Annotated in this window: 19 protein-coding genes and 1 pseudogene; 16 read left to right on the plus strand and 4 right to left on the minus strand. The window is 45.7% G+C overall.

Annotated features, from left to right (window positions below; all coding sequences use genetic code 11):
* Positions 1 to 8 precede the first annotated feature (8 nt).
* Entirely contained in the window at positions 9 to 4,241 is a 4,233-nt protein-coding gene (locus tag DQQ01_RS06325; RefSeq protein WP_111919338.1) for a 2-hydroxyacyl-CoA dehydratase, read from the minus strand.
* A 282-nt stretch (positions 4,242 to 4,523) separates the two neighbouring features.
* Between DQQ01_RS06325 and tgt the strand changes: the two genes are divergently transcribed.
* From tgt to DQQ01_RS06390, 15 genes are all read left to right on the plus strand, one after another.
* The gene (gene tgt / locus DQQ01_RS06330) at positions 4,524 to 5,660 is read left to right on the plus strand and encodes a tRNA guanosine(34) transglycosylase Tgt (protein ID WP_111919340.1); all 1,137 of its coding nucleotides are present in this window, start codon (positions 4,524 to 4,526) and stop codon (positions 5,658 to 5,660) included.
* A gap of 133 nt (positions 5,661 to 5,793) precedes the next feature.
* Positions 5,794 to 6,108, plus strand: a complete 315-nt coding sequence (yajC, locus tag DQQ01_RS06335) for a preprotein translocase subunit YajC (protein ID WP_111919342.1) — start codon at positions 5,794 to 5,796, stop codon at positions 6,106 to 6,108.
* Between the two features lie 91 nt (positions 6,109 to 6,199).
* Entirely contained in the window at positions 6,200 to 6,871 is a 672-nt protein-coding gene (gene sdaAB, locus DQQ01_RS06340) for an L-serine ammonia-lyase, iron-sulfur-dependent subunit beta (RefSeq protein WP_111919344.1), read from the plus strand.
* 24 nt (positions 6,872 to 6,895) lie between these two features.
* Positions 6,896 to 7,780 (plus strand): L-serine ammonia-lyase, iron-sulfur-dependent, subunit alpha, encoded by an 885-nt coding sequence (gene sdaAA / locus DQQ01_RS06345; RefSeq protein WP_111919346.1) that lies wholly within the window; start codon positions 6,896 to 6,898, stop codon positions 7,778 to 7,780.
* Complete coding sequence (locus DQQ01_RS06350; RefSeq protein WP_111919348.1) at positions 7,777 to 8,649, plus strand: YitT family protein; 873 nt, start codon at positions 7,777 to 7,779, stop codon at positions 8,647 to 8,649. The genes sdaAA and DQQ01_RS06350 overlap by 4 nt, the downstream gene beginning before the upstream one ends.
* A 214-nt stretch (positions 8,650 to 8,863) precedes the next feature.
* Entirely contained in the window at positions 8,864 to 9,949 is a 1,086-nt protein-coding gene (gene leuB, locus DQQ01_RS06355; RefSeq protein ID WP_111919350.1) for a 3-isopropylmalate dehydrogenase, read from the plus strand.
* A 38-nt stretch (positions 9,950 to 9,987) separates the two neighbouring features.
* Positions 9,988 to 11,655 (plus strand): dihydroxy-acid dehydratase, encoded by a 1,668-nt coding sequence (gene ilvD / locus DQQ01_RS06360; RefSeq protein WP_111919352.1) that lies wholly within the window; start codon positions 9,988 to 9,990, stop codon positions 11,653 to 11,655.
* Between the two features lie 18 nt (positions 11,656 to 11,673).
* Entirely contained in the window at positions 11,674 to 13,359 is a 1,686-nt protein-coding gene (ilvB, locus tag DQQ01_RS06365) for a biosynthetic-type acetolactate synthase large subunit (protein ID WP_111919354.1), read from the plus strand.
* A 22-nt stretch (positions 13,360 to 13,381) separates the two neighbouring features.
* Positions 13,382 to 14,464 carry a 3-phosphoserine/phosphohydroxythreonine transaminase gene (gene serC, locus DQQ01_RS06370; RefSeq protein WP_111919356.1) on the plus strand — a complete coding sequence of 361 codons (1,083 nt, stop codon included), beginning with the start codon at positions 13,382 to 13,384 and terminating at the stop codon, positions 14,462 to 14,464.
* 1 nt (position 14,465) lies between these two features.
* The gene (locus tag DQQ01_RS06375) at positions 14,466 to 15,629 is read left to right on the plus strand and encodes a phosphoglycerate dehydrogenase (protein WP_111919358.1); all 1,164 of its coding nucleotides are present in this window, start codon (positions 14,466 to 14,468) and stop codon (positions 15,627 to 15,629) included.
* 13 nt (positions 15,630 to 15,642) lie between these two features.
* Positions 15,643 to 15,783, plus strand: a complete 141-nt coding sequence (locus tag DQQ01_RS15835; protein WP_162624258.1) for a hypothetical protein — start codon at positions 15,643 to 15,645, stop codon at positions 15,781 to 15,783.
* A gap of 16 nt (positions 15,784 to 15,799) precedes the next feature.
* A complete protein-coding gene (locus DQQ01_RS06380) occupies positions 15,800 to 16,870 on the plus strand; it encodes an ABC transporter substrate-binding protein (RefSeq protein WP_111919360.1) in 1,071 nt (356 codons plus the stop codon).
* Positions 16,848 to 17,213: an ABC transporter permease family protein gene (locus DQQ01_RS17365; RefSeq protein WP_330407685.1), complete on the plus strand. Its 366-nt coding sequence runs from the start codon at positions 16,848 to 16,850 to the stop codon at positions 17,211 to 17,213. The genes DQQ01_RS06380 and DQQ01_RS17365 overlap by 23 nt, the downstream gene beginning before the upstream one ends.
* Positions 17,155 to 17,613 (plus strand): ABC transporter permease, encoded by a 459-nt coding sequence (locus DQQ01_RS17370; RefSeq protein WP_330407686.1) that lies wholly within the window; start codon positions 17,155 to 17,157, stop codon positions 17,611 to 17,613. Before DQQ01_RS17365 ends, DQQ01_RS17370 begins: the two co-directional genes overlap by 59 nt.
* A gap of 5 nt (positions 17,614 to 17,618) precedes the next feature.
* Positions 17,619 to 18,206: an ATP-binding cassette domain-containing protein gene (locus DQQ01_RS06390; protein WP_111920852.1), complete on the plus strand. Its 588-nt coding sequence runs from the start codon at positions 17,619 to 17,621 to the stop codon at positions 18,204 to 18,206.
* A 117-nt stretch (positions 18,207 to 18,323) separates the two neighbouring features.
* Here DQQ01_RS06390 and DQQ01_RS06395 read toward each other — a convergent pair whose 3' ends face one another.
* The 3 genes and pseudogenes from DQQ01_RS06395 to DQQ01_RS06405 form a co-directional block, all read right to left on the minus strand.
* The gene (locus DQQ01_RS06395; protein WP_111919362.1) at positions 18,324 to 20,012 is read right to left on the minus strand and encodes a [FeFe] hydrogenase, group A; all 1,689 of its coding nucleotides are present in this window, start codon (positions 20,010 to 20,012) and stop codon (positions 18,324 to 18,326) included.
* A gap of 11 nt (positions 20,013 to 20,023) precedes the next feature.
* A pseudogene (locus DQQ01_RS18100) lies at positions 20,024 to 21,900 on the minus strand (NADH-ubiquinone oxidoreductase-F iron-sulfur binding region domain-containing protein).
* Positions 21,897 to 22,376, minus strand: a complete 480-nt coding sequence (locus DQQ01_RS06405) for a complex I 24 kDa subunit family protein (RefSeq protein ID WP_111919364.1) — start codon at positions 22,374 to 22,376, stop codon at positions 21,897 to 21,899. Before DQQ01_RS06405 ends, DQQ01_RS18100 begins: the two are co-directional and overlap by 4 nt.
* A gap of 184 nt (positions 22,377 to 22,560) precedes the next feature.
* On the opposite strand from DQQ01_RS06405, the gene glgB reads away from it, so the two are divergent.
* The gene (glgB, locus tag DQQ01_RS06410; RefSeq protein WP_111919366.1) at positions 22,561 to 25,218 is read left to right on the plus strand and encodes a 1,4-alpha-glucan branching protein GlgB; all 2,658 of its coding nucleotides are present in this window, start codon (positions 22,561 to 22,563) and stop codon (positions 25,216 to 25,218) included.
* Positions 25,219 to 25,303: the final 85 nt, after the last annotated feature.

The raw sequence follows: 25,303 nt of genomic DNA on the forward strand, positions 1-25,303 counted from the left end.
TTTTATATTTACGAAAGTTTTTTAAACGCAGTAGAAAGCATAAGCTTAATACGGTTTAACTGGTTGACTTCGCTGGCGCCGGGGTCATAGTCCACTGCTACAATATTGGCATCCGGATAATCCTTACGAATGGCCTTGATGACACCTTTTCCTACAATGTGGTTTGGCAAACAGCCGAAGGGCTGAATGCATACAATGTTCGGAACATTCCCGTGAATCAGTTCCATCATTTCTCCGGTTAAAAACCAGCCCTCACCTGTCTGGTTTCCAAGGGAAACAATAGGTTCTGCCATTTTTGCCAAATCTTCAATTTTGGCAGAAGGGGTAAAGTGCCGGCTCTTTTCAAATTCCCTATTGGCAGCGCTGCGGATAAACTCAATGGCGGAAATCCCCAGGTTTCCTTTTTTGGCCAGGGACTTTTTAAAGCCCAGGTAGTCGGATTTGAAATTCAGGTTGTAAAAGCAGTAGCACATAAAGTCAATCAAATCCGGGCATACCGGTTCAGCACCCTCTGCCTCCAGAAGTTCTGCCAGATGATTGTTGGCAGCAGGCAGGAATTTCACCAGAATTTCTCCTACAATTCCAACACGCGGCTTCTTTTCATCGGTAATAGGCAGAGCGTCAAACTCCTGAATCATTTCCCGGCAGATGCGGTTAAAGGAAGCGAACCCGGTGTGTCTGCCTGTCAGGAAGGAAATGCAGCGTTTTTCCCATTTGCGGTGCAGAGCATTGGCAGAGCCTTTCACAACCTCATAGGGACGCATACGGTAAATACATTTCATCAGGATATCCCCGAATACCGCGCCATATGCCAGGCGTGTGGCAAGTTTTGGTGTAATCTTAAAGCCCGGATTACTCTCCAGACCGCTCAGGTTAATGGAGATAACCGGAATATAGGACATATCTGCCTTGGCAAGCGCCCGGCGGATAAAGCCGATATAATTAGAAGCCCGGCAGCCGCCGCCTGTCTGTGACATAATGATTGCCACCTTATGTAAGTCGTATTTTCCGGATAAAAGCGCCTGCATAATCTGTCCTACCACCATAAGAGAAGGGTAGCAGGCATCGTTATTTACATATTTCAGCCCTACGTCCACGGCTTCTTTGTTGTCATTTGGCAGCACTTCCAGATTGTATCCGCTGGCGCCAAAGGCTGCCTGAAGAATGTTAAAATGAATCGGAGAGAGCTGTGGACATAAAATTGTGTAATTTTTCCGCATTTCCTCTGTAAAGACAACTCTCTGTATAGAGGAAGGAACAATGTTTCTCTGTATGTTCTGCTGTTCCTTTACCTTAATTGCAGCAATGAGAGAGCGTACACGGATACGGGCAGCCCCCAGGTTGTTTACTTCGTCGATTTTCAGACAAGTATAGATTTTTCCGCTGTGGGAAAGAATTTCATTTACCTGGTCTGTGGTTACCGCGTCCAGACCGCAGCCAAAGGAATTTAGTTGAATCAGATCCAGATTCTCCTGTTTTTTTACAAAGTTGGCAGCAGCATAAAGCCGTGTATGATAAGTCCACTGGTCATTTACCCGGAGAGGCCGCTCAATAGGCGCCAGATGGGAAACAGAATCCTCTGTCAGTACCGCAAGTCCGTAGGAAGTAATCAAATCCGGGATACCGTGGTGGATTTCCGGGTCAATGTGATAAGGCCGACCTGCCAGGACAATTCCACGGCGTCCGGTGTTTTCCAGATACGCCAGAGTTTCCTCTCCTTTTCGTTTGATATCTTCCCGGCATGCGTTCAGCTCTTCCCAGGCAAGGTGAGCTGCTTTCTGCACTTCTGCGGAAGGAATGTCCGGGAATTCTTGCACCAGTCTTTCGGTTACAATTTCCTCACTGGTAAGAGATAGGAAAGGATTGTGAAACCGGACAGACGGGTCTTTTAGCTCATCTACATTGTTTTTAATATTCTCTGCATAAGAGGTTACAATCGGGCAGTTGAAATGGTTTACGGAATCCGGGAACTCCTGTCTTTCATAAGGAATACAGGGATAAAAAATGTATTTCACGCCCTGCTTTAACAGCCAGGAAACGTGTCCGTGAGCCAGCTTTGCAGGATAACATTCGGATTCGCTGGGAATGGACTCAATGCCCAGTTCATAAATCTTTCTGGTAGAGGTGGGGGACAGGACAACCTGATACCCTAAATTGGTAAAAAAGGTATACCAGAAAGGATAGTTTTCAAACATGTTCAGGACACGGGGGATTCCCACCTGTCCTCTGGGAGCTTTGTCAGGGGTAAGGGGCACATAGGAAAACAGCTTTTTATACTTGTATTCGTATAAATTGGGGATATGGTCCTTGTTTTTCTCCTTTCCAATGCCCCTTTCGCAGCGATTGCCGGAAATATACTGGCGTCCGCCGGAAAATTTATTAATGGTCAGACGGCAGTTGTTGGTACAGCCCTTACAGTTTGCCATAGTGGTTTTGTATTCCAGGGTATTGATTTTCTCAATGGGCAGCATGGTAGAGGTTTTATCCTTATCATACCGTTCCCTTGCAATCAAGGCAGCGCCGAAAGCCCCCATAATGCCGGCAATATCCGGACGGATTGCTTCACAGTCTGCAATTTTTTCAAAGCTGCGCAAAACCGCGTCATTGTAAAAGGTACCACCCTGTACCACAATGTGTTTTCCAAGTTCAGAGGCGTCAGAAACCTTAATAACCTTGTAAAGGGCGTTTTTAATAACAGAGTAAGCCAGTCCGGCGGAAATGTCTGCCACAGAAGCGCCTTCCTTTTGCGCCTGTTTTACCTTGGAGTTCATAAACACGGTACAGCGGGTGCCAAGGTCAATAGGGTGTTCGGCAAACAGCGCGGCTTTTGCAAAGTCCTGCACACTGTAATTTAAGGATTTTGCAAAAGTTTCAATAAAGGATCCGCAGCCGGAAGAGCAGGCTTCATTTAACTGTACGCTGTCCACGGTCTGGTCTTTGATTTTAATACATTTCATATCCTGACCGCCGATGTCCAGGATACAGTCTACCTCAGGGTCAAAGAAGGCTGCCGCATAGTAATGGGAAACAGTTTCTACCTCGCCATCGTCCAGCAGCAGGGCAGCCTTTATCAGAGCCTCGCCGTATCCGGTGGAACAGGAATAGGCAATTCTGGCTCCCTTTGGAAGCTGTTCATAAATTTCCTGGATTGCCCGGATAGAGGTGGCAAGGGGATTTCCGTTGTTGTTGCTGTAAAACGAATACAAAAGAGAACCGTCTTCCCCTACCAGCGCAGCTTTTGTGGTGGTTGAGCCTGCGTCAATGCCCAGATAGCAGTTGCCACGGTAGGAGGAAAGCTCTCCTGTTCTTACATTATATTGGCTTTGACGTTCGTGAAAGGCACGATAATCTTTTTTCGATGCAAAGAGGGGTTCCATACGGTCTACTTCAAATTCCATCTGGATAGCAGCGCGAAGCCGGTCGCGCATGGAGATTAAGTCCACAGGCTCTGCCTCTTTTTTTGCATTTAAGGCAGAACCAATAGCTGCAAAAAGATGAGAATTTTCAGGAACAATGGTGTGTTCCTCGTCCAGCTTCAGGGTACGGATAAAGGCTGCCTTTAATTCGGACAGAAAGTGCAAAGGACCGCCCAAAAAGGCTACATGTCCGCGAATGGGTTTTCCGCAGGCAAGACCGCTGATGGTTTGGTTTACTACTGCCTGAAAAATAGAAGCGGACAGGTCTTCCTTTGTGGCGCCTTCATTAATCAGGGGCTGAATATCAGTTTTGGCAAATACACCGCATCTGGCAGCAATGGGATAGAGCGCCTTGTAGTTTTTTGCATATTCATTTAGACCCGGCGCATCGGTCTGCAAAAGAGAAGCCATCTGGTCAATAAAAGAACCGGTTCCTCCGGCACAAATGCCATTCATACGCTGTTCGACATTTCCCCCCTCAAAGTAAATGATTTTCGCATCTTCTCCACCCAGCTCAATGGCAACGTCTGTTTTGGGAGCCAGCTCTTCAAGAGATGTGGAAACAGCAATGACCTCCTGGACAAAAGGAATCTCCAGGTGGTTGGCAAGGGTCAGTCCTCCGGAACCGGTAATCACAGGAAGTACAGAAATTTTCCCAAGGGAGTGGGACGCCTCATCTAAAAGGTCTGCCAGCGTATTCTGAATATCTGCAAAATGACGCTTATAATCCGAAAACAGTAAGTGATGTTCCCGGTCTAAAATGGCAATTTTGACAGTGGTAGAGCCAATGTCAATGCCCAGAAGGTATTGGGGTGTCTGTAATATTTTTTTGCTCTGACATAGTCAGAAACCTCCTTCTTTATAGGTATCTCTACTTATTTATTATATGTTCATAAAAAATCAAGCTACATTATACGACAAAAAATCGAAAAAAACAATTACTAATATTTTTGTGGATTGCGTTTAAACAGGCAATATGATAAAATAATCTTCGTAGCCAAAAAGAAATATGACTATTTTTGGTCAGATTCCATAAAAAGAGAAACAACATTCTCTTGTATCATGTAAAACATAGAGAAAAGACAGGAAGAAGAGGAAAATAAATTTATGTATACCGTACTGAAGCAGGAAGGCAGGGCGAAGAGAGCCCGTCTGGAAACCGTACACGGAACCATTGAAACTCCCGTGTTTATGAACGTAGGTACAGCAGCCGCTATTAAAGGGGCTGTAGCGACCACGGATTTGCATGAAATTAAAACCCAGGTGGAATTATCCAATACCTATCATCTCCATGTGCGCCCCGGCGACCACATTGTGAAACAACTGGGAGGACTGCACAAATTTATGAACTGGGACCGTCCGATTTTAACAGATTCCGGCGGCTTTCAGGTATTTTCTCTGTCAAAGCTGAGAAAAATAAAAGAAGAGGGCGTGTATTTTAACTCTCATGTGGACGGAAGAAAAATTTTCATGGGACCGGAAGAGAGTATGCAGATTCAGTCCAATCTGGGCTCCACCATTGCCATGGCTTTTGATGAATGTCCGTCCAGTGTAGCCAGCAGGGAATATGTACAGAACTCTGTAGACCGTACCACCAGATGGCTCCAGAGATGTAAAGATGAAATGGCAAGACTGAACAGTCTTCCCGATACCGTAAATCCCCATCAGCTTTTGTTTGGCATTAATCAGGGCGCTATTTATGACGATATCCGCATTGCTCATGCAGAAACCATTTCCAAAATGGATCTGGACGGATATGCAGTGGGCGGTCTGGCTGTGGGGGAAACCCATGAAGAGATGTATCGCATTTTAGACAGCGTAGTACCTCACCTGCCGGTGAATAAGCCAACGTATCTTATGGGGGTAGGAACTCCTGCCAATATTCTGGAGGCAGTGTCAAGAGGCGTGGATTTCTTTGACTGTGTATATCCAAGCCGAAACGGACGCCATGGACATGTATACACCAATTTTGGAAAAATAAATCTTTTCAATGCAAAATATGAGCTGGATTCCAGACCAATTGAAGAGGGCTGTCAGTGTCCGGCGTGCCGTCATTACAGCAGAGCTTATATCCGCCATCTTTTAAAGGCAAAAGAAATGCTGGGTATGCGCCTCTGTGTGCTGCACAACCTGTATTTCTACAACACTATGATGGAAGAAATCAGAGATGCTCTGGACAAGGGTTGCTATGAGGAATATAAGGCAAAGAAGCTGGAGAGCATGGCATCAGGCGCGCAGAAGTAGAAAATACTCATAAAAAATCTATTAAATTTGAAAAAACCGGAGAAAATACTTGAAGAAACCGGAAAAATTGTGTATTATGACAATAATGTCTATCTGTCTGACAGACAAAGTTTAAGTTTCAGGAGGAAGCAAGATGTTATTATCAACAGCAGCAAGCGGTGCAGGAAGTATGATTACTTTATTTTTACCGCTGGTCGTATTTTTTCTGTTAATGTATTTTATGATTATGCGTCCGCAGAAAAAAGAGCAGCAGAGAGTAAAAGCGATGCTGGCAGCCATGGAGGTTGGGGACAGCGTTGTTACAACAAGCGGTTTCTACGGTATCTTAATTGATATTACAGAAGAAGATGTCATTGTAGAATTTGGAAACAACAGAAACTGCAGAATTCCTATGAGAAAAAGCGCCATTGCTGAAGTAGAAAAAGCAAGTGACGGAGCTGCAGAATAAGATGAGGATAAAAGGGACTGTTAGTGCGACAGTCCCTTTTCTTCTCTTTTATAAAAAATATGGAATAAAAGAATAAGATAAGGAGATAGAGATGGCAGGTATCAGTTTATTTGAAGTAATCGGACCGAATATGGTGGGACCCTCCAGTTCTCATACGGCAGGCGCAGCGTCTATGGCATTGCTGGCAAGAAGGCTGTTTCCCGGCAGAATTCAGAGAGTGGATTTTACGTTGTACGGCTCCTTTGCCAGAACTTATCGGGGACATGGCACCGACAGGGCGCTTCTGGGCGGGATTATGGGCTTTGAAACCGATGATTTACGCATTCGGGATTCCCTTACTTTGGCAAAGGAGGAAGGGATTTCATATCGCTTTTCAACAGCGGAAAAAGAGCCGGACGATATACACCCTAATACAGCGGACATGGATATTTACGGGACAAAAGGAGAGCATCTTTTTGTCCGGGGCGTTTCTTTAGGGGGAGGTAAGGTTAAGATTGTGAAGCTGAATCAGATAGAGGTAGACTTTACGGGAGAATACAGCACCTTGATTGTCAGTCAGACCGATAAGCCCGGCGTAGTGGCGCATATTACCAGAATTTTAAGTGAAGAAGGGGTAAACATTGCTTTTATGCGGCTGTTCCGGGAAGAGAAAGGCGCGGCAGCGTATACCATTGTAGAGTCTGATGAAAAAATCCCTCAAAAGGTACTGGGAAAAATCAGAGAAAACCCGCTGGTATCAGATATTATGCTGGTACAGCTTTAAATACAGGTACAGGAGGACGAAAAGATGGATTTTAATCACGCAGCAGAGCTTTTAAAGCTGTGTAAGGAACAGGAACTTTCCATATCCCAGGTGATGAAAAAGCGGGAAGCAGAACTTTTTCAAACAACAGAACAGGAAGTAGAGGATAAGATGAAAAAGGCTCTGAAAATTATGAAAAATTCCGTGAAAGAGCCTTTAATCCAGCCTGTGAAATCTGTAGGCGGTTTAATCGGAGGAGAGGCAAAAAAACTGGAAGAACATCGCCGTATGGGAAAATCTATATGCGGAACCATGCTTTCAAAGGCAATGACCTATGCTATGGCGGTTTTAGAAGTCAATGCCTCTATGGGGGTCATTGTGGCAGCGCCTACTGCCGGCTCCTCCGGTGTGGTTCCCGGCGTGTTGCTGGCACTGCAGGAGGAATACGAACTGGACGACGGGCGTATTTTAAACGGGCTCTATACAGCAGGGGCAGTGGGCTATCTGCTTATGCGAAACGCTTCTGTGGCAGGGGCGGAAGCGGGCTGCCAGGCAGAGGTAGGGGCAGCTTCCGCTATGGCGGCAGCAGCAGCTGTGGAAGTGATGGGCGGAACTCCGGATATGTGTTTAAACGCAGCGGCAACAGCGCTTTCCAACCTCCTGGGGCTGGTGTGCGACCCGGTGGCAGGGCTGGTGGAAGCGCCCTGTCAGACCAGAAATTCCATGGGAGCAGCCAATGCTCTTGTGTGTGCAGAGCAGGCCCTTGCAGGGATTGTCCACATGATTCCCTTTGATGAAATGGCGGGCGCCATGTACCATGTGGGAAGAAGCCTTCCCTTTGAACTTAGAGAAAGTGCCCTTGGCGGCTGTGCGGGGACTGCGTCTGCGTGTAAACGAACCTGTGAAATTTTCGGAGGAAAAGAAGCGTGAGAAAGACACAACGAGAGAAAAGATATCGTTCTTATTTACTGATTATACTGGGAACGGGCATTATGTCCCTTGCCATTAATTCTATTTACGATGCCATGCAGATGGTGACCGGAGGATTTTCCGGTCTGGGCATTGTGATAAAAAGTCTGAGTCAGGTCTGGATAGAGGGCGGAATTCCTCTTTGGATCACCAATATGGTATTGAATATTCCGCTGTTTTTGCTGGGAATCTGGATAAAGGGCTGGGAATTTACAAAAAAATCTGTGTTTGGCGCACTGTGCCTTTCCTTTTGGCTTTATCTGATTCCGCCGGTGCCATTGATTCAGGACGACATGCTGCTGGCAGCTCTTGCTGCCGGCGTGATTATGGGCGTGGGCATTGGCTGTATTTTTCTGGGACAGGGAACCACCGGAGGTACGGATATGGCGGCTGCCCTGATTCAGCATAAGCTGCGGTGTTATTCCATTCCTCAGATTCTGCAGTTTATAGACGGCAGCATTGTGCTTTTGGGTGTATTAGTCTTTGGAATCCATAAGGCATTGTACGCTGTGGTCGCAATTTTTATTACTTCCTGGACAGCGGACCGCTTTATGGAGGGTCTGCATTTTGCAAAGGGTGCATATGTGATTACAGATAAAGAGGACCTGGTTTCCAAAAAGATTATGCAGGAATTGAACCGGGGACTTACGGGAATCTATTCTCAGGGTATTTATTCCCAAAAGGACAGAAAAATGCTGTTCTGCGTGGTTGGAAAAAAGGAGATTGTGAAGCTGAAAGAGCTTGTGGAGGAAACAGACCCGGAAGCATTTGTTATTGTGACGGACGTAAGGGAAGTGCTGGGAAAAGGGTTTACAAGAGAAAAGGTATAGGAAAAGAGGCTGTTGTATTCTGGTGTATATCAGGAAATGCAACAGCCTCTTTTTAAAGGAAAGATTTCAGGGAATGGAAACCATAACGAAAAGATATAGTACGGGAGGGATTATTGCTTGAATTATGGAAGGAAAAGGATTATCATATTACTAATTACATTCCATGAATGATAAAAGAATGACAAAATAAAAAGACTGGGGAAAGGGTGACAGTATGAAAAGAAAAATAGCATTAATTCCCGGCGACGGAATCGGTCCGGAAATTGTAAAAGAGGCAAAAAAGGTTCTGGATAAGGTCTGTGAGGTATACGGACATGAATTTGTATATGAAGAGCTGCTTTTAGGGGGCGCTTCTATTGACGCACACGGCGTTCCGCTGACGCAGGAAACCATAGAAAAGGCAAAGTCTTCTGATGCAGTGCTGATGGGCTCTATCGGAGGAGATGCAAAGACCTCTTCGTGGTATCAGCTGGAGCCGTCCAAAAGACCGGAAGCAGGTCTTCTGGGTATCCGAAAGGCTCTGAACCTTTTTGCCAATTTAAGACCTGCTTATTTGTATGAGGAATTAAAGGCTGCCTGTCCTTTAAAGGAAGAGGTCATTGGGGACGGCTTTGATCTGATTATTGTCAGAGAATTAACAGGAGGTCTGTACTTCGGAGAACGCAGAACCACAGAGGAAAACGGGATTCGGACAGCTGTGGACACCCTTTCTTATAATGAAGAGGAGATTCGCAGAATTGCCATTCAGGCTTTTGAGATTGCAAAAAAGAGAAGGAAAAAGGTTACCAGTGTAGATAAGGCAAATGTGCTGGATTCTTCCAGACTCTGGAGAAGCGTGGTGGAAGAGGTGGCAGCAGACTATCCGGATATTATTTTGGAGCATATGTTGGTAGACAACTGCGCCATGCAGCTGGTACATAATCCGGGACAGTTTGATGTAATTCTTACGGAAAACATGTTTGGAGATATCTTGTCTGATGAGGCAAGCATGGTGACCGGTTCTATTGGCATGTTGTCCTCTGCCAGTTTAAACGAAACAGGTTTCGGGTTGTATGAGCCAAGTCACGGCTCTGCCCCGGATATTGCGGGAAAGGGCATTGCAAATCCCATTGCCACCATTTTGTCCGCTGCCATGCTTCTGAGATTCTCTCTGGATCTGGACAAAGAGGCAGACGCAGTGGAAAAAGCTGTAGCAGAGGTGTTAAAAGAGGGCTTCCGTACCCCGGATATTTTCTCAGATGGTATGAAAAAGGCAGGAACTGAAGAAATGGGAACCCTTATTGCGGAAAAAATCAGATAAAAGGTTTATAGAAAACGAAAGGTCAAAGGTAAAAATACATGAAAAGTGATGCAGTAAAAAAAGGAATGCAACAGGCGCCTCACCGCTCCCTGTTTCATGCCCTTGGTATGACAAAGGAAGAAATGGATAAACCGCTGGTGGGAATTGTCAGCTCTTATAATGAAATTGTGCCGGGGCATATGAACCTGGATAAAATCGTAAATGCCGTAAAATTAGGAGTTGCCATGGCAGGAGGAACTCCGGTGGTATTTCCGGCTATCGCAGTCTGCGACGGTATTGCCATGGGACATGTAGGTATGAAATATTCCCTTGTTACCAGAGATTTGATTGCAGATTCCACAGAGGCTATGGCTATGGCACATCAGTTTGACGCTCTGGTTATGGTGCCAAACTGTGATAAAAATGTACCGGGACTTTTAATGGCAGCAGCCAGAATCAATGTCCCCACAGTTTTTGTCAGCGGCGGCCCCATGCTGGCGGGAAAGGTGCACGGACAGAAAAGAAGTCTGTCTTCCATGTTTGAGGCAGTGGGCTCCTACAGTGCCGGAACCATGACAGAAGAAGACGTGGAAGAATTTGAAAACAATGTATGTCCTACCTGCGGTTCCTGTTCCGGTATGTATACAGCAAACAGCATGAACTGCCTGACCGAGGTGCTGGGTATGGGATTAAGAGGCAACGGAACCATTCCTGCGGTATATTCTGAGCGTATTAAGCTGGCAAAACATGCGGGCATGCAGGTTATGGAAATGTACAGAAGAAATATCCGTCCAAGAGATATTATGACAAAGGACGCTTTAATGAATGCTCTGACTGTGGACATGGCTCTTGGCTGCTCTACCAACAGTATGCTTCATCTTCCTGCCATTGCACATGAAATCGGCTGGGACTTTGATATTACTTTTGCAAATGAAATCAGTGCAAGAACTCCCAATCTGTGTCATCTGGCGCCGGCAGGTCCAACTTATATGGAGGACTTAAATGAGGCAGGCGGCGTGTGGGCAGTGATGAAGGAGCTGACAAAGAAAGACCTTCTGAATCTGGACTGCATGACCGTTACCGGAAAGACCGTGGGAGAGAACATTGCAAACTGCGTCAATAAAAATCCTGAAGTTATCCGTCCGCTGGAGAATCCATACAGCCAGACAGGAGGGCTTGCAGTGCTTACCGGAAATCTGGCACCGGACGGCGGCGTGGTAAAGAGAAGCGCTGTGTGTGAGGAAATGATGGTGCATGAAGGCCCGGCAAGAGTCTTTGACTGCGAGGAGGACGCCATTGCAGCTATTAAAGGCGGCAAAATCGTGGCAGGCGATGTGGTAGTAATTCGTTACGAAGGACCAAAAGGCGGTCCGGGTATGAGAGAGATGTTAAACCCGACTTCTGCCATTGCAGGTATGGGTCTTGGTTCCAGTGTGGCGCTGATTACGGACGGACGTTTCTCAGGCGCTTCCAGAGGGGCTTCCATTGGACATATTTCACCGGAGGCTGCAGTAGGCGGTCCCATTGCCCTGGTAGAAGAAGGAGATATCATTCGCATTAACATTCCGGAAACAAAGCTGGAGCTGGCAGTATCTGAGGAAGAGCTGGAAAAGAGAAGAGCAAAGTGGCAGCCCAGAGAGGCAAAAGTGACTACCGGATATCTGGCAAGATATGCGTCTATGGTAACCAGCGGAAACAGAGGAGCTGTACTGGAAATCCAAAAATAAACAGAGGGGGATTGGTCTATGGAACTGACAGGCGCGCAGATTGTTATTGAATGTCTGAAAGAACAGGGTGTTGATACAGTGTTCGGTTATCCGGGCGGTACAATACTGAATATATATGATGAGTTATACAAGCATCAGGAGGAAATTCACCATGTGCTGACTTCCCATGAACAGGGAGCAGCCCATGCAGCAGACGGCTATGCCCGTTCTACGGGAAAGGTAGGAGTCTGTCTGGCAACCAGCGGTCCGGGGGCAACAAACCTGGTCACAGGAATCGCTACAGCTCATATGGATTCCATTCCCATTGTGGCAATTACCTGTAACGTGGGTCTGCCTCTTCTTGGAAAGGACAGCTTCCAGGAGGTGGATATTGCGGGCGTGGTGATGCCCATTACAAAGCACAGTTTTATTGTGAAAGATGTGACAAAATTGGCGAAAACCATTCGCCGTGCTTTTGTGATTGCCAAAAGCGGCAGACCGGGGCCTGTGCTTGTGGATATTACAAAGGACGTAACTGCCAATAAGACAGAGTTTACGCCCTATGTGCCAAAGCCTGTAAAACCATATACAGAGGAAATTGAGCAGAAAAGTCTGGAAAAGGCGGCGCAGATGATTCAGGAAGCCAAACGTCCTTTTATCTTTGTAGGTGGCGGCGCTGTGGCAGCCAATGCCTGGGAAGAGGTGCGGGAACTGGCACATAAGATTCAGAGTCCGGTGACGGATTCCCTTATGGGAAAAGGTGTATTTTCCGGCACAGACCCTTACTATACAGGTATGTTGGGTATGCACGGAACAAAGGCCTCTAATCTTGGGGTGACAAAGTGCGACCTTTTGATTGCCATTGGATCCAGATTTTCTGACCGTGTCATTGGAAATGCCAGAAATTTTGCAAGAAATGCAAGGATTCTTCATATAGATGTAGATGCAGCAGAGATTAATAAAAATGTGCTGGTGGACTGTAGTATAATCGGGGATGCTAAAGAAGTGTTAAAGAAGCTGAATCAGATGATACCAGAAACAGAACACAGGGAATGGATGGAAACCATAGAAGAACTGAAAGCCAAATATCCGCTGGCGTACCATCAGGAAGGGCTTACAGGACCTGCTATTATTGAAGAACTGTACAGACAGACGGACGGAGAGGCGATTATTGTAACAGAGGTAGGACAGCATCAGATGTGGGCGGCTCAGTATTATAAATATACTATGCCCCGTACCTTTTTGTCCTCTGGTGGTCTTGGAACCATGGGATATGGACTTGGGGCTGCCATTGGGGCAAAAATGGGAAATCCTGACAAGGTAGTTATCAATGTGGCAGGGGATGGCTGTTTCCGCATGAATATGAATGAGATTGCCACAGCTACCAGAAACAATCTGCCTCTGATTCAGGTGGTGGTAAATAATCAGGTGCTGGGAATGGTTCGGCAGTGGCAGACTTTGTTCTACGAAAGCAGGTATTCTAATACAGTGTTAAGAGATAAGGTGGATTTCGTAAAGCTGGCAGAGGCCATGGGCGCTGTGGGAATTCGGGTTACAAAAAAGGAAGACTTGCCGGGAGCCATTCAGGAGGCCATTCGTTTAAATACCACAGTGGTTCTGGACTGTATCATTGACAGCGACGATAAGGTATTCCCAATGGTTCCGGCAGGAGCCAATATTGAGGACGCCTTTGACGAGGCAGATTTGGCAAAAAAGCAAAAATAACAAAATCAGAGGAGGAAGCATCATGAGCAGAGTTTACAATTTTTCAGCAGGTCCGGCAGTGCTGCCGGAGGAAGTGTTAAAAGAAGCAGCAGAAGAAATGTTAGATTACAGAGGCTGTGGAATGTCCGTTATGGAGATGAGTCACCGATCCGGTATGTTCGAAACAATTATAAACGAGGCAGAGGAGGATTTGCGGGATTTGCTGCAGATACCTGAAAACTATAAGGTGCTTTTTCTTCAGGGCGGCGCCAGTCAGCAGTTTGCCATGATTCCTATGAATCTGATGAAAAACCGGGAGGCAGACTATATTGTTACTGGGCAGTGGGCAAAAAAAGCATGGCAGGAAGCACAGAAATATGGAAAAGCAAATAAGATAGCCTCTTCTGAGGATAAGACCTTTTCCTATATACCGGATTGCTCAGATTTGGATATCAGTCCAAATGCGGATTATGTATATATTTGCGAAAATAATACGATTTACGGAACGAAATTCAGGGAACTGCCAAACACCAAGGGAAAGACTCTGGTGGCAGACGTATCCTCCTGTTTTCTGTCTGAACCTGTGGATGTAAGCAAATACGGAGTCCTTTACGGCGGTGTGCAGAAAAACATCGGACCTGCAGGTATGGTAATTTCCATTATCCGGGAGGATTTGATTACCGGTGACGTGCTGGAGGGAACACCTACCATGCTGAATTTTAAAACCCATGCAGACGCCGGTTCACTTTATAACACTCCGAACAGCTACTGTATTTATATGTGCGGCAAGGTGTTTAAGTGGCTGAAGAACATGGGCGGTTTGTCTGTGATGAAGGAAAGAAATGAGAAAAAGGCAGCCCTTTTATATGATTTTCTTGACAAAAGCCATTTGTTTAAAGGCACGGTTGTGCCAAAAGACCGTTCTCTTATGAATGTGCCTTTTGTCACCGGAAATCCGGAACTGGACGCTAAATTTGTGAAAGAGGCAAAAGAAGCAGGACTTGAAAATCTGAAGGGACACAGAAGTGTAGGCGGTATGAGAGCCAGCATTTACAATGCCATGCCGGTAGAGGGCGTGGAGGCGCTGGTGGCATTTATGAAGAAATTTGAGAAGGAGAATGTCTGATATGTATGGTTATTATTGTCTGAATCCTATTTCTCAGGTGGGATTGAAAGAGTTTTCAAAGAAATATGAACAAGCGGAGCTGGCGGAGAAAGCAGATGCCATACTGGTAAGAAGCGCAGATATGCATCAGACAGAGCTGGCGCCGGGGGTAGCAGCAGTGGCAAGAGCCGGAGCCGGGGTAAATAACATTCCCCTGGAACAACTGGCGAAAAAAGGTGTAGTGGTGTTTAATACGCCGGGTGCCAATGCCAATGGCGTAAAGGAAATGGTGCTGGCTGGTATGCTGCTTGCTTCCAGAGATATTGTGGGAGGCATTGAATGGCTGAAGAGCCAGGAGCCGGCAGAGGATCTTGCGAAAAAGGCAGAAAAGGAAAAGAAAAAATTTGCAGGCTGTGAAATCAGCGGTAAAAAGCTGGGAATTATCGGTCTTGGAGCCATTGGGGTTAAGGTAGCAAATGCTGCTGTGCATCTGGGTATGGAAGTTTATGGATATGATCCCTTTATTTCCGTAGATGCTGCATGGAATCTCTCCAGAAGCATTCATCATATCAATGATATTGCAGAAATTTATCGGGACTGTGATTATATTACGATTCACGTGCCGCTTCTGAAAACTACGAAAAAGATGATTGGAAAAGAAGAAATCTCTCACATGAAGGACGGCGTGGTGCTTTTAAACTTTGCCAGAGATTTGCTGGTAGATGAGGAAGCTCTGTGTGAAGCCCTGGAAACAGGCAAGGTGAAGAAGTATGTGACAGATTTTGCCAATCCCGTAGTAGCAAAAGCGCCGAATACACTGGTAACGCCCCATCTGGGAGCATCTACAGAGGAATCTGAAGATAACTGTGCTGTTATGGCAGTAAAGCAGATTATGGATTATCTGGAGAATGGAAACATTAAAAATTCTGTGAATTATCCGGATTGTGATGCAGGCAAATGTGTGGACGCAGGCAGAATTACCATTAACCATAAAAATGTGCCCAATATGATTTCTCAGTTTACCAAAACGCTGGGTGATGCAGGGGTGAACATTGCAAACATGACCAACAAAAGTAAGGGAGATTATGCCTATACCATGCTGGACGTAACCTCTCCTATTGACAGCCAGGTGGCAGAGGCGTTAAGAAATATTGAGCATGTTTACAGAGTCCGGGTTGTAAAATAACAGGAAGAAGCATATGAGCAGGAAAAGAAAAGCAAGAATCTGGAAGAAGAGGCTGTATGCAGTCCGAAAGATAAGGAGGCTGGCTTCTTCATTGAAAAGAAACCGCAGAAGGATTTTCGGGCTTGCACAGCAGATAAGCAGGAAATTCTCATGAGAAAGGAAAGACAGACATGAAGAGGAAAGCAGCAGCGCTGTTTCTGGCAGTGACTATGGCAGTTGTATCTATAGCCGGATGTGGTAGCAGGGAAGAGGCAAAGAAAGGGCAAAAAGAGGTTATTCAGGAAGAACAGGAAACAGCTGAGAAAGCAAAAAGCGAATCTGAGGAGAATTCAGAGCCTGTAGATATGAATATTACAGCTTTAAAGGGCCCAACTGCTATGGGTATGGTGCAGTTCATGGATCAGGCAGAGCAGGGTGCACTCACAGATGAAAACTATCATTTTTCCATTTCTGCCTCTGCCGATGAGGTGACGCCAAAGCTGGTGCAGGGAAAAACAGACGTTGCAGCAGTTCCGGCAAATTTGGCCTCTGTGCTGTACAATAAAACCAATGGTCAGGTACAGGTTCTGGCAGTTAATACGCTAGGCGTGTTGTATCTGGTGGAAAACGGGAACAGTGTACAGTCAGCGGCAGACTTAAAGGGAAAAACTATTTATGCCAGCGGCAAAGGTTCTACCCCGGAATATGCGCTGGATTATATTCTTCGGCAAAACAACATTGACCCGGAAAAAGATGTGACTATTGAATGGAAGAGTGAACATTCAGAATGTGTAGCAGCAATTCTGACAGGGGAAAATAGTATTGCCATGTTGCCGCAGCCTTTTGTTACCACAGTTCAGACAAAAAATCCATCTATTCGTATAGCTCTGGATTTGACAGAGGAGTGGGAAAAGGTACAGGAAAAGGAAGAGAAAAAAAGCAGTATGATTACCGGTGTAGTGGTAGCTCGTACAGATTTTGTAAAGGAAAATCCTGAGGCGGTGGAGCATTTTTTGGAGCATTATGAGGACTCAGTAGAGTATGTAAACGGAAATACAGAGGAGGCAGCTCAGTTGGTAGGAAAGTATGACATTGTACCACCGCAGATTGCACAAAAAGCGCTGCCGGAATGTAACATTGTATACATAGATGGAGAAGATATGAAAGAACAACTTTCCGGTTATCTGGAGGTGCTGAAAAATCAGAATCCACAGGCAGTAGGAGGCGTAGTGCCGCAAGATGATTTCTATTACACAGAATAAAAAGAAAAGAAAAATCAGGTTTTGGGCAGTAGCCTTCTGGCTCCTGGTATGGCAGGTGGCAAGTATGGCAATCGGGCAGGAGATACTTCTGGTATCTCCTGTTGCTGTTTTACAAAGGCTGGGGGAATTGATTTGGAAAAAGGAATTTTGGGCTTCAGTGGGATTTTCTCTTTCCCGCATAGCCGGCGGTTTTTTATTAGGTATGGGATTCGGCGTTCTTTTGGGTGGAATTTCAGCAGGTTTTGACAGAATAAAAAGAACTTTTTGCACCTCTGGTGTTGACTATGAAATCCATTCCGGTAGCGTCTTTTGTCATTTTGGCGCTTATTTGGATACCTTCTGAGAATCTGTCCGTTTTTATTTCCTTTTTTATGGTGTTTCCTGTGGTTTATACCAATGTACAACAAGGTATGGAGCGTGTGGACCAAAATCTACTGGAAATGGCACAGGTGTTTCAGGTGACAGGAATCAGAAGGATTCGGTATATTTATTTATCTCAGGTGCTGCCTTTTTTCCGCTCCGGCTGTTCTGTGGCATTGGGACTTTGCTGGAAGGCAGGGGTGGCGGCAGAAGTTATCGGAATACCAAAAGGTTCTATTGGAGAGCATTTGTACCAGTCAAAAGTGTATTTGGAAACTCCAGATTTATTTGCCTGGACAGTAGTGATTATTGTTATCAGCCTGTTTTTTGAAAAAATCTTTTTAAGTGTCATAGATTGGGTTGTGAAGAGGCTGGAGAGGTGACAGATATGGGAATTCAAATAAGAAATTTATGCAAGACATACAACGGACAGAAGGTGCTGGATCACTTTTGCGCAGAAATTCCGGAAGGGGTGACAACCTGTATTATGGCTCCTTCGGGAAAAGGAAAAACCACGCTTTTCAGAATCCTTCTGGGCTTGGAAGAAGCAGACAGCGGAGTAATAAAAGGACTTGAAAACCGTCAGCTTCGGGCTGTTTTTCAAGAGGATAGGTTGTGCGAAAATCTCACTGCAGAAGCCAATATCCGTCTTGTTCAGAAGGGAAAAAAGGGTAAAAGTCAGGAGTTTTTACAACAGGTAGAAGAAGGACTTTTGGCAGTGGGACTTAAGGACTGTGGGAAGCGTCAGGTAAAGGAGCTGTCTGGAGGTATGAAGCGGCGGGTGGCACTTTTGAGAGCCATATATGCAGACTGGGACGTGCTGCTTTTAGATGAACCCTTTAAGGGATTGGACAGGGAAACCAGGGAGTGTGTGCTGGCCTTTGTGCAGGAAAGATTCAGGGAAAAGACTGTGCTTTGCATTACCCACGAAAGAGAAGAAGCAGAAGCCCTTGGGGCAAAAATTATAGCATTGTGATAAAAGCGTCTAAAAGATAGGAAATGGATACATTTCTCCACAACAGTGGTTTTAACTGCTATGGAAATGTATCCATTTTCTTTTATCCATTATACGTTATACCATTTTCTGCCTGGCTTAATATTCATCTACATGCAGCAGCTCATGTACTTTTCCCTTCAGAAGTCCGTCATAAAGAGATACAATCAATGGATTTTCATCAGCCTTCCGGATACTGGTTACACTGTCTGCCTGGTAAAGTCCTTCTGTTCTGGCTGTCTTGGTACGGTTGCCTGCTCTTGGCGGCTGTCCTCCTCCCATGATGCAGCCTCTGCGGCATGCCATAACTTCTACAATGTGGTATTGTTTTTTTCCTCTCTTGATATTTTCCATAACCGTATGTGCATTGGCAAGTCCACTGACAACACAGACGTTTAATGGAGTCCCCTTATAAGTAACAGTAAATTCTTTAATGCCCGCCTCGCCTCTTGCGCCGGCTTCTGCAACACTGTCCATGGTTGCCTTGTCATGGCGGTCTGCAAAGCGGCGCAGCATAGCCTCTGTTACACCGCCGGTTACGCCAAAGATAACGCCGGCACCTGAACCAAAGCCAAAGGGCATGTCACAGGCCTCTGTAGCCAGAGTGGAAAATTCAATACCGGAGTTACGAATCATACGGATAAGCTCTGTGGTGGTGATAACCACGTCCGTATCCTGTTCTCCTTTGGTAAAGCTGTTGGGGCGGAGAATTTCCATTTTCTTTGCCGTACATGGCATAATAGATACCACAAAAGTTTTTTTACCCTGGTTTTTCTCCGGGTCACGGTAATATTCCTTCATAACAGCAGAGAACATACCCTGAGGAGAACGGCAGGTAGAAAGATTATCTTTATATTCAGGATACTGGTCGCAGAGATATTTTACCCATGCAGGACAGCAAGAGGTAAAGAGCGGCAGCTTTTCGCCTTTTTCTACCCGGTCTAAAAATTCTTTGGATTCTTCCATAATGGTAAGGTCTGCGGCAAAGGCGGTATCATATACCTCATCAAAGCCCATGCGATGCAGAACGGCAACTAATTTGCCCATTACGCTGTGTCCCTTTGTCAGACCAAAGGCATCGCCTACTGCAACCCGGACAGCAGGAGCTACTTGTGCTACAACGCGGGTATTTGGGTCTGCAATGGCGTCCCATACCTCGTCCATATGAGTTTTGATGCTGATTGCGCCTGTTGGGCAGAAGACACGGCACTGACCGCAGCTTACGCAGTCTGTAGCAGATAAAGGCTTGTCAAAGGCAGGCATAACCATAGCGTCAGTACCTCTGTGAGCAAAGCCCAGTACACCAAGCCCCTGAAGCTCACTGCAGGCGCGGACACAATCGCCACAGAGAATGCATTTGTTCGGGTCGCGGACAAGAGCAGGAGAACTGGTATCCAGAGGTCTTTCTTCTCTGGTGTTCTGGAAGCGCACAGAAGTAATATTCATGCGGTGCGCTAAATCCTGCAGTACACATTCGCCGCTCTTCACGCAGGTGGTACAGTCGCGGCAGTGAGCAGAGAGCAGAAGCTCTACAATCATTTTTCGGTATTTTTTAATTTTCCCGGAATTGGTGTAAATCACCATGCCGTCCCTTGGTTCCTCAGAGCAGGAGGCAAAAGTGCGGCCCCGGTCATCTTCCACGGTACACAAACGACAGGCACCGAAAACAGATAATTCCGAATGGTAGCAAAGTGTTGGCAAATCAATACCAGCATTGCGGATAACAGAAAGGACATTTTTTTCATCGGTAAATTCTACCTTTCTGCCGTCTATTGTCATAAATCCCATAATTGTCCCTCCTAATATTCAACATAAACTGCATCAAATGCACAGTTTTCCCGACAGGAATCACACTTGATACAAAGATCCGGATTAATGCTGTAGGCTTCCTTACGGACACCGGTAATAGCACCCACAGGACAGTTTTTCGCACATTTTCCGCAGCCCTTACAGAATTCAGGGTTGATGACATAGCGTCGCATAGCGGTACAGTTTTTCGCAACGCATTTATGCTCTGTAATATGTTCCTCATATTCCTTGCGGAAGGTCTTTAAAGTACTGATTACAGGCAGAGGTGCACTCTTTCCAAGACCGCAAAGTGCCATGCTTTTTACCATGGCAGCCAGCTCTTCCAGAGTATCCAAATCCTCCAGTTTGCCTTCTCCGTTTACAATGCGTTCCAGAATTTCCAGCATACGCTTGGTACCTTCCCGACAGGGAACACACTTTCCGCAGGATTCTCTCTGTGTAAAGCTCATAAAGAAACGGGCAACCTCTACCATACAGGTATTTTCGTCCATAACAACCAGACCCCCGGAGCCCATAATGGCATTGTATTTTTTTACACTGTCAAAATCCAGTCCAACGTCTAATTGTTCACTGGTCAGACAGCCGCCGGAGGGACCACCGATCTGAATAGCTTTAAAATCTCCGCCGCCCTTAATGCCCGCCGCCGATATCGTAGATGATTTCCCTTAAAGTTGTTCCCATTGGAACTTCAATCAGGCCGGTATTTTCAATCGCGCCGGTGATGGAAAAGGTTTTTGTTCCAGGGCTTCCCTCTGTGCCAATGGTTTTAAACCACTGAGCACCCTTTAAAATAATGCCGGGAACGTTGGCAAAGGTTTCTACATTGTTTAATACCGTAGGTTTTGCCCACAGACCCTGGTCAACAGTTCTCGGAGGTTTGGTTCTTGGCATACCTCTGTCCCCTTCAATAGAAGCAGTCAGGGCAGAACCTTCACCGCATACAAATGCGCCTGCGCCCCGGTTAATGTGCATATGGAAGGAGAAATCCGTCCCCAGAATGTGTTCGCCTAAAAGTCCCTTTTCCTCTGCCTGGCGGATTGCGTGGCGCAGACGGGCAACAGAGAGAGGGTACTCTGCACGAACATAGATATAACCGTTCTGTGCGCCGGTTGCATAAGCGGCAATGGTCATACCTTCAATCAGACGATAAGGGTCACCTTCCATCACACTGCCGTCCATAAATGCACCCGGGTCGCCTTCATCACCGTTACATACTACAAAATGTTCCGGCACTTCTTTGTGTGCAGCCACCTGTTTCCACTTTCTTCCGGCAGGGAAGCCGCCGCCTCCTCTTCCGCGAAGCTTGGACTGGTCTACTTCTTCTAATACATCTTCCGGTGTCATGTCAAAAAGAGCCTTGGCAAGGGCATCGTAGCCTCCGGAAGCTATGTATTCATCCAGGGATTCCGCATCGAATTTTCCGCAGTTTTTCCAAGACGATTCTGGTTTGTTTTGCAATAAAAGGAATTTCATCGGGAGTTGCGTAGGATTCACCGCTTTTCTTATAGAACAGCCGTTCTACAGGTTCGGCATTTAAAACGGTACGCTGGAAAATTTCCTGACAGTCCTCCTCCTGAACCTTTACATACTGATAATGGTAAGGCTCGATTCTTACCAGAGGTCCCAGTTCGCAGATACCCTGACACCCGGTTTTGACAGTGCCCACATGAGGAACGTCTTTTTGAAATTCTACGGTTACACCCTCTAAATCATGGCACAGTTCCAACATTTTGTTGTATATTTTTTCAGAGCCGGAGGCAACGCAGCCGGTTCCGGCACATACGAGAATCCTGCATTTGTAAGAGTCGATTTCTTTTTTGGCAATTTCTCGTTCTTTTAATAAGGCATCTCTGTTTTCAATCATCATACATTATCACCTCGCAGCTTGGCAATTAATTCCAGCGCCTTTTCCGGCGTCATAGATGGGTAGACTTCGTTGTTGACTGTCATGGTAGGCGCAAGTCCACAGGCGCCAAGACAGGATACCGTTTCCACGGTAAAGAGCATGTCGTCAGTGGTGTGTTTTTTCTTGCTGAGTCCCAGTTCTTTCTGGAGCGCTTCCAGAATAGGAATGGATTTGCGGACATGACAGGCAGTTCCATCGCAGACCTTTATGATATATTTTCCCTTTGGTTCAAAAGAAAAGTTTTCATAAAAAGTGGCTACGCTGTAAGCCTTAGCCTCACGAACCCCGATTTCTTTTGCCACATAAGTCAGTAATTCACCGGGAAGATAACGGTATTCTGCCTGGATATCCTGCATAATGGGAATTAAAGAACTTGCTTTTCGGCCATAGAATTCAATGATCTCGTCAGTTTTTTCATAGTAGCTTTGGTCGAGCATGATTACATACCTCCTCACACATAGTCAATACACCGCCAAAATATATAAGCGAAGTTATTTGTATTATATCTTATATGTGAAAAATGTACAATCATTTTTCGGCAAAAAATAAAAAATTATGCACTATTCTTAAACTTTACAAGGGAATGGTTTGATGATAAAATAAAAAAAAGGAGGGCGGCATATGTCTGAAAAATTATATGATATGATGGATTGGCCGGAAATAGAGGCTGTAGTATATTCAGAAGAAAGTGAACCAAAGAATATTTTAGGACCCAGAAAAACAGAGGAAGGAATTCTGATCCAGTGCTTTTTGCCTGGAGCAAAACAGGTGAAGGTGCTTCTGGGAAGAGGAAAGCCGGAGTATGAAATGGAACTGCAGGACGAGGCAGGATTTTTTTCTGTGCTGATTCCGGGCAGCAAGATACCAAAATATAAGTATGAAGCTGTGTATGGGGACGGAAAAAGGAAAAAATTTTATGACCCGTACGCTTTTGAAAAACAGATTAGTGTAGAGCAGGAGCAGCAGTTTGCAGCAGGAATTTGCTATGATATTTACGAAAAGCTGGGAGCACACCCCATGACACTTCACGGTGTAGAGGGCGTATATTTTGCCGTATGGGCGCCAAATGCCATGCGCGTCAGTGTTGTGGGAGATTTCAATAAATGGGATGGCAGAGTACATCAGATGAACCGTTTGAATGTATCTGGAATCTTTGAACTCTTTATTCCGGGACTGAAGCCAGGGGCATTATATAAATACGAAATCAAGGCAAAAGGCTCTCTGGTATATTTAAAGGCAGATCCTTATGGGAATCAGGCAGAGCTGCGCCCGAAAACGGCTTCTGTTGTGGCGGATTTAAGCCAGTACACCTGGCAGGACAGCCAGTGGTTAAAGGAGAGAAAGCAGATAAACAGGCAGGACAGACCTCTTGCTGTCTATGAAATGCATCTGGGATCCTGGAGAAAGCCTGAGGAAGAGGGCAGACTGTTTTACAGCTACAGAGAACTGGCACCCATGGTGGCAGAGTATGTAAAAGAGATGGGTTATACTCATGTGGAACTGATGCCGGTGATGGAACACCCTTTAGATGAATCCTGGGGTTATCAGGTAACCGGATATTATGCGCCTACCAGCCGATATGGAAGCTGTGAGGACTTCATGTATTTTGTAGATTATTTGCATCAGCAGGGGATTGGTGTGATTTTGGACTGGGTGCCGGCTCATTTTCCCAAGGATACCTTTGGAATGTCTAATTTTGATGGAACCTGCCTTTATGAGCATCTGGATCCAAGACAGGGTATGCACCCACACTGGGGAACCCTTATCTACAACTACGGACGGCCTCAGGTGAAGAATTTCCTGATTGCAAATGCGCTGTTTTGGGCAGAAAAATATCATGCAGACGGAATCCGCATGGATGCAGTGGCTTCCATGTTGTATCTGGATTATGGAAAGAATGACGGGGAATGGATTGCAAATATATACGGCGGCAATGAAAATCTGGAAGCTGTGGAATTTTTGAAGCACTTGAATTCCATTTTTAAGAAAAAACACCCGGACGTACTGCTGATTGCAGAGGAATCTACTGCCTGGCCGCAGATCACTGGAAAGGTAGAAGCGGACGGACTGGGATTTGATTACAAATGGAACATGGGCTGGATGAACGACTTTATCGATTATATGCAGAAGGATCCGATTTTCAGAGCCGGAGTCCATGATGAGCTGACATTTAGTATGGTTTATGCTTACAGCGAGAAATTTCTGTTAAGCCTTTCTCATGACGAGGTGGTGCATGGAAAAGGTTCTCTCCTAAATAAAATGCCAGGAGATAAGGAAAAGAAGCTGGCAAATCTCCGGGCAGCCTATGGCTTTATGCTGGTACATCCAGGCAAAAAACTCCTCTTTATGGGACAGGAATTTGCACAGGAGAGAGAATGGTCGGAGCAAAGAGAACTGGATTGGAGCCTGTTGGAGGAAAAAGAGCATAAGCAGATGCAGGATTATGTAAAAGCCCTTTGGAAATTGTATAAAGAACAGCCTGCTTTGTATGAAGAGGATTATGAACCAGAAGGATTTTCCTGGATTAATCATATGGACTCTGAGAGAAATATGCTGACCCTTATCCGAAAAGGAAAGAAAAAGGAGGATACGCTGGTAGTTGTATGCAATTTTTCTGCACTGGATTATGATAAATATCAAATGGGTGTACCGTATCCGGGCAAATACAAGGAAATTTTTAACAGTGACGCAGAAGCTTACGGAGGCAGCGATGTACGCAATTCAAGAGTAAAAACTGCAAAAAAGGCAGAATGTGATGAACGGGAACACTCCATTGTGATTCATGTAGCGCCTCTGGCAGTACAGATTTTCTCCTATACAAAGCCGGAACCGAAAAAAGCAGGGAAAAAGACAGAAGCTGTGAAAAAAGTACCGGTGTCCAAGGTGCAGAAAAAGCTCCAGAAGGTAATGGAGGAGGAATGGGAGAAAGCCGACGCAGCCGGAAAGCAGATAACAGAAGAGGTGAAGCCTGATGCAACAAAGAAAAGTGCAGAAGCCCCCAAATTAGAAACCACAAAGAAGGAACCGTTAAAGCTGGAAACAGATAAGAAAGAATCCCTAAAACTGGAAACTGCAAAGACGGAGCCGTTAAAGCTGAATACAGAGAAAAAGGAAGCCCTAAAATTAGAAACTGCAAAGACAGAGCCGTTAAAACTAAAGACAGACAAAACGGAAGCTCTAAAGCTGGAAACGACAAAGACAGAGGTGCCAAAGCTGGAAACAGCAGATAGGGACTTGGCAAAACCAGCTTCTAAAAGAAAGAAGAAAACGAAAAAATAAAAGGCAGAGCTGCCACATGAAGCGAGTATTGGAAGCAGAGGATTTCCGGTTTTCCAAGGTTTTCATGGGGCAGCCCTGCTGCAAT

The organism is Blautia argi (assembly GCF_003287895.1).
Lineage (GTDB): Bacteria > Bacillota > Clostridia > Lachnospirales > Lachnospiraceae > Blautia > Blautia argi.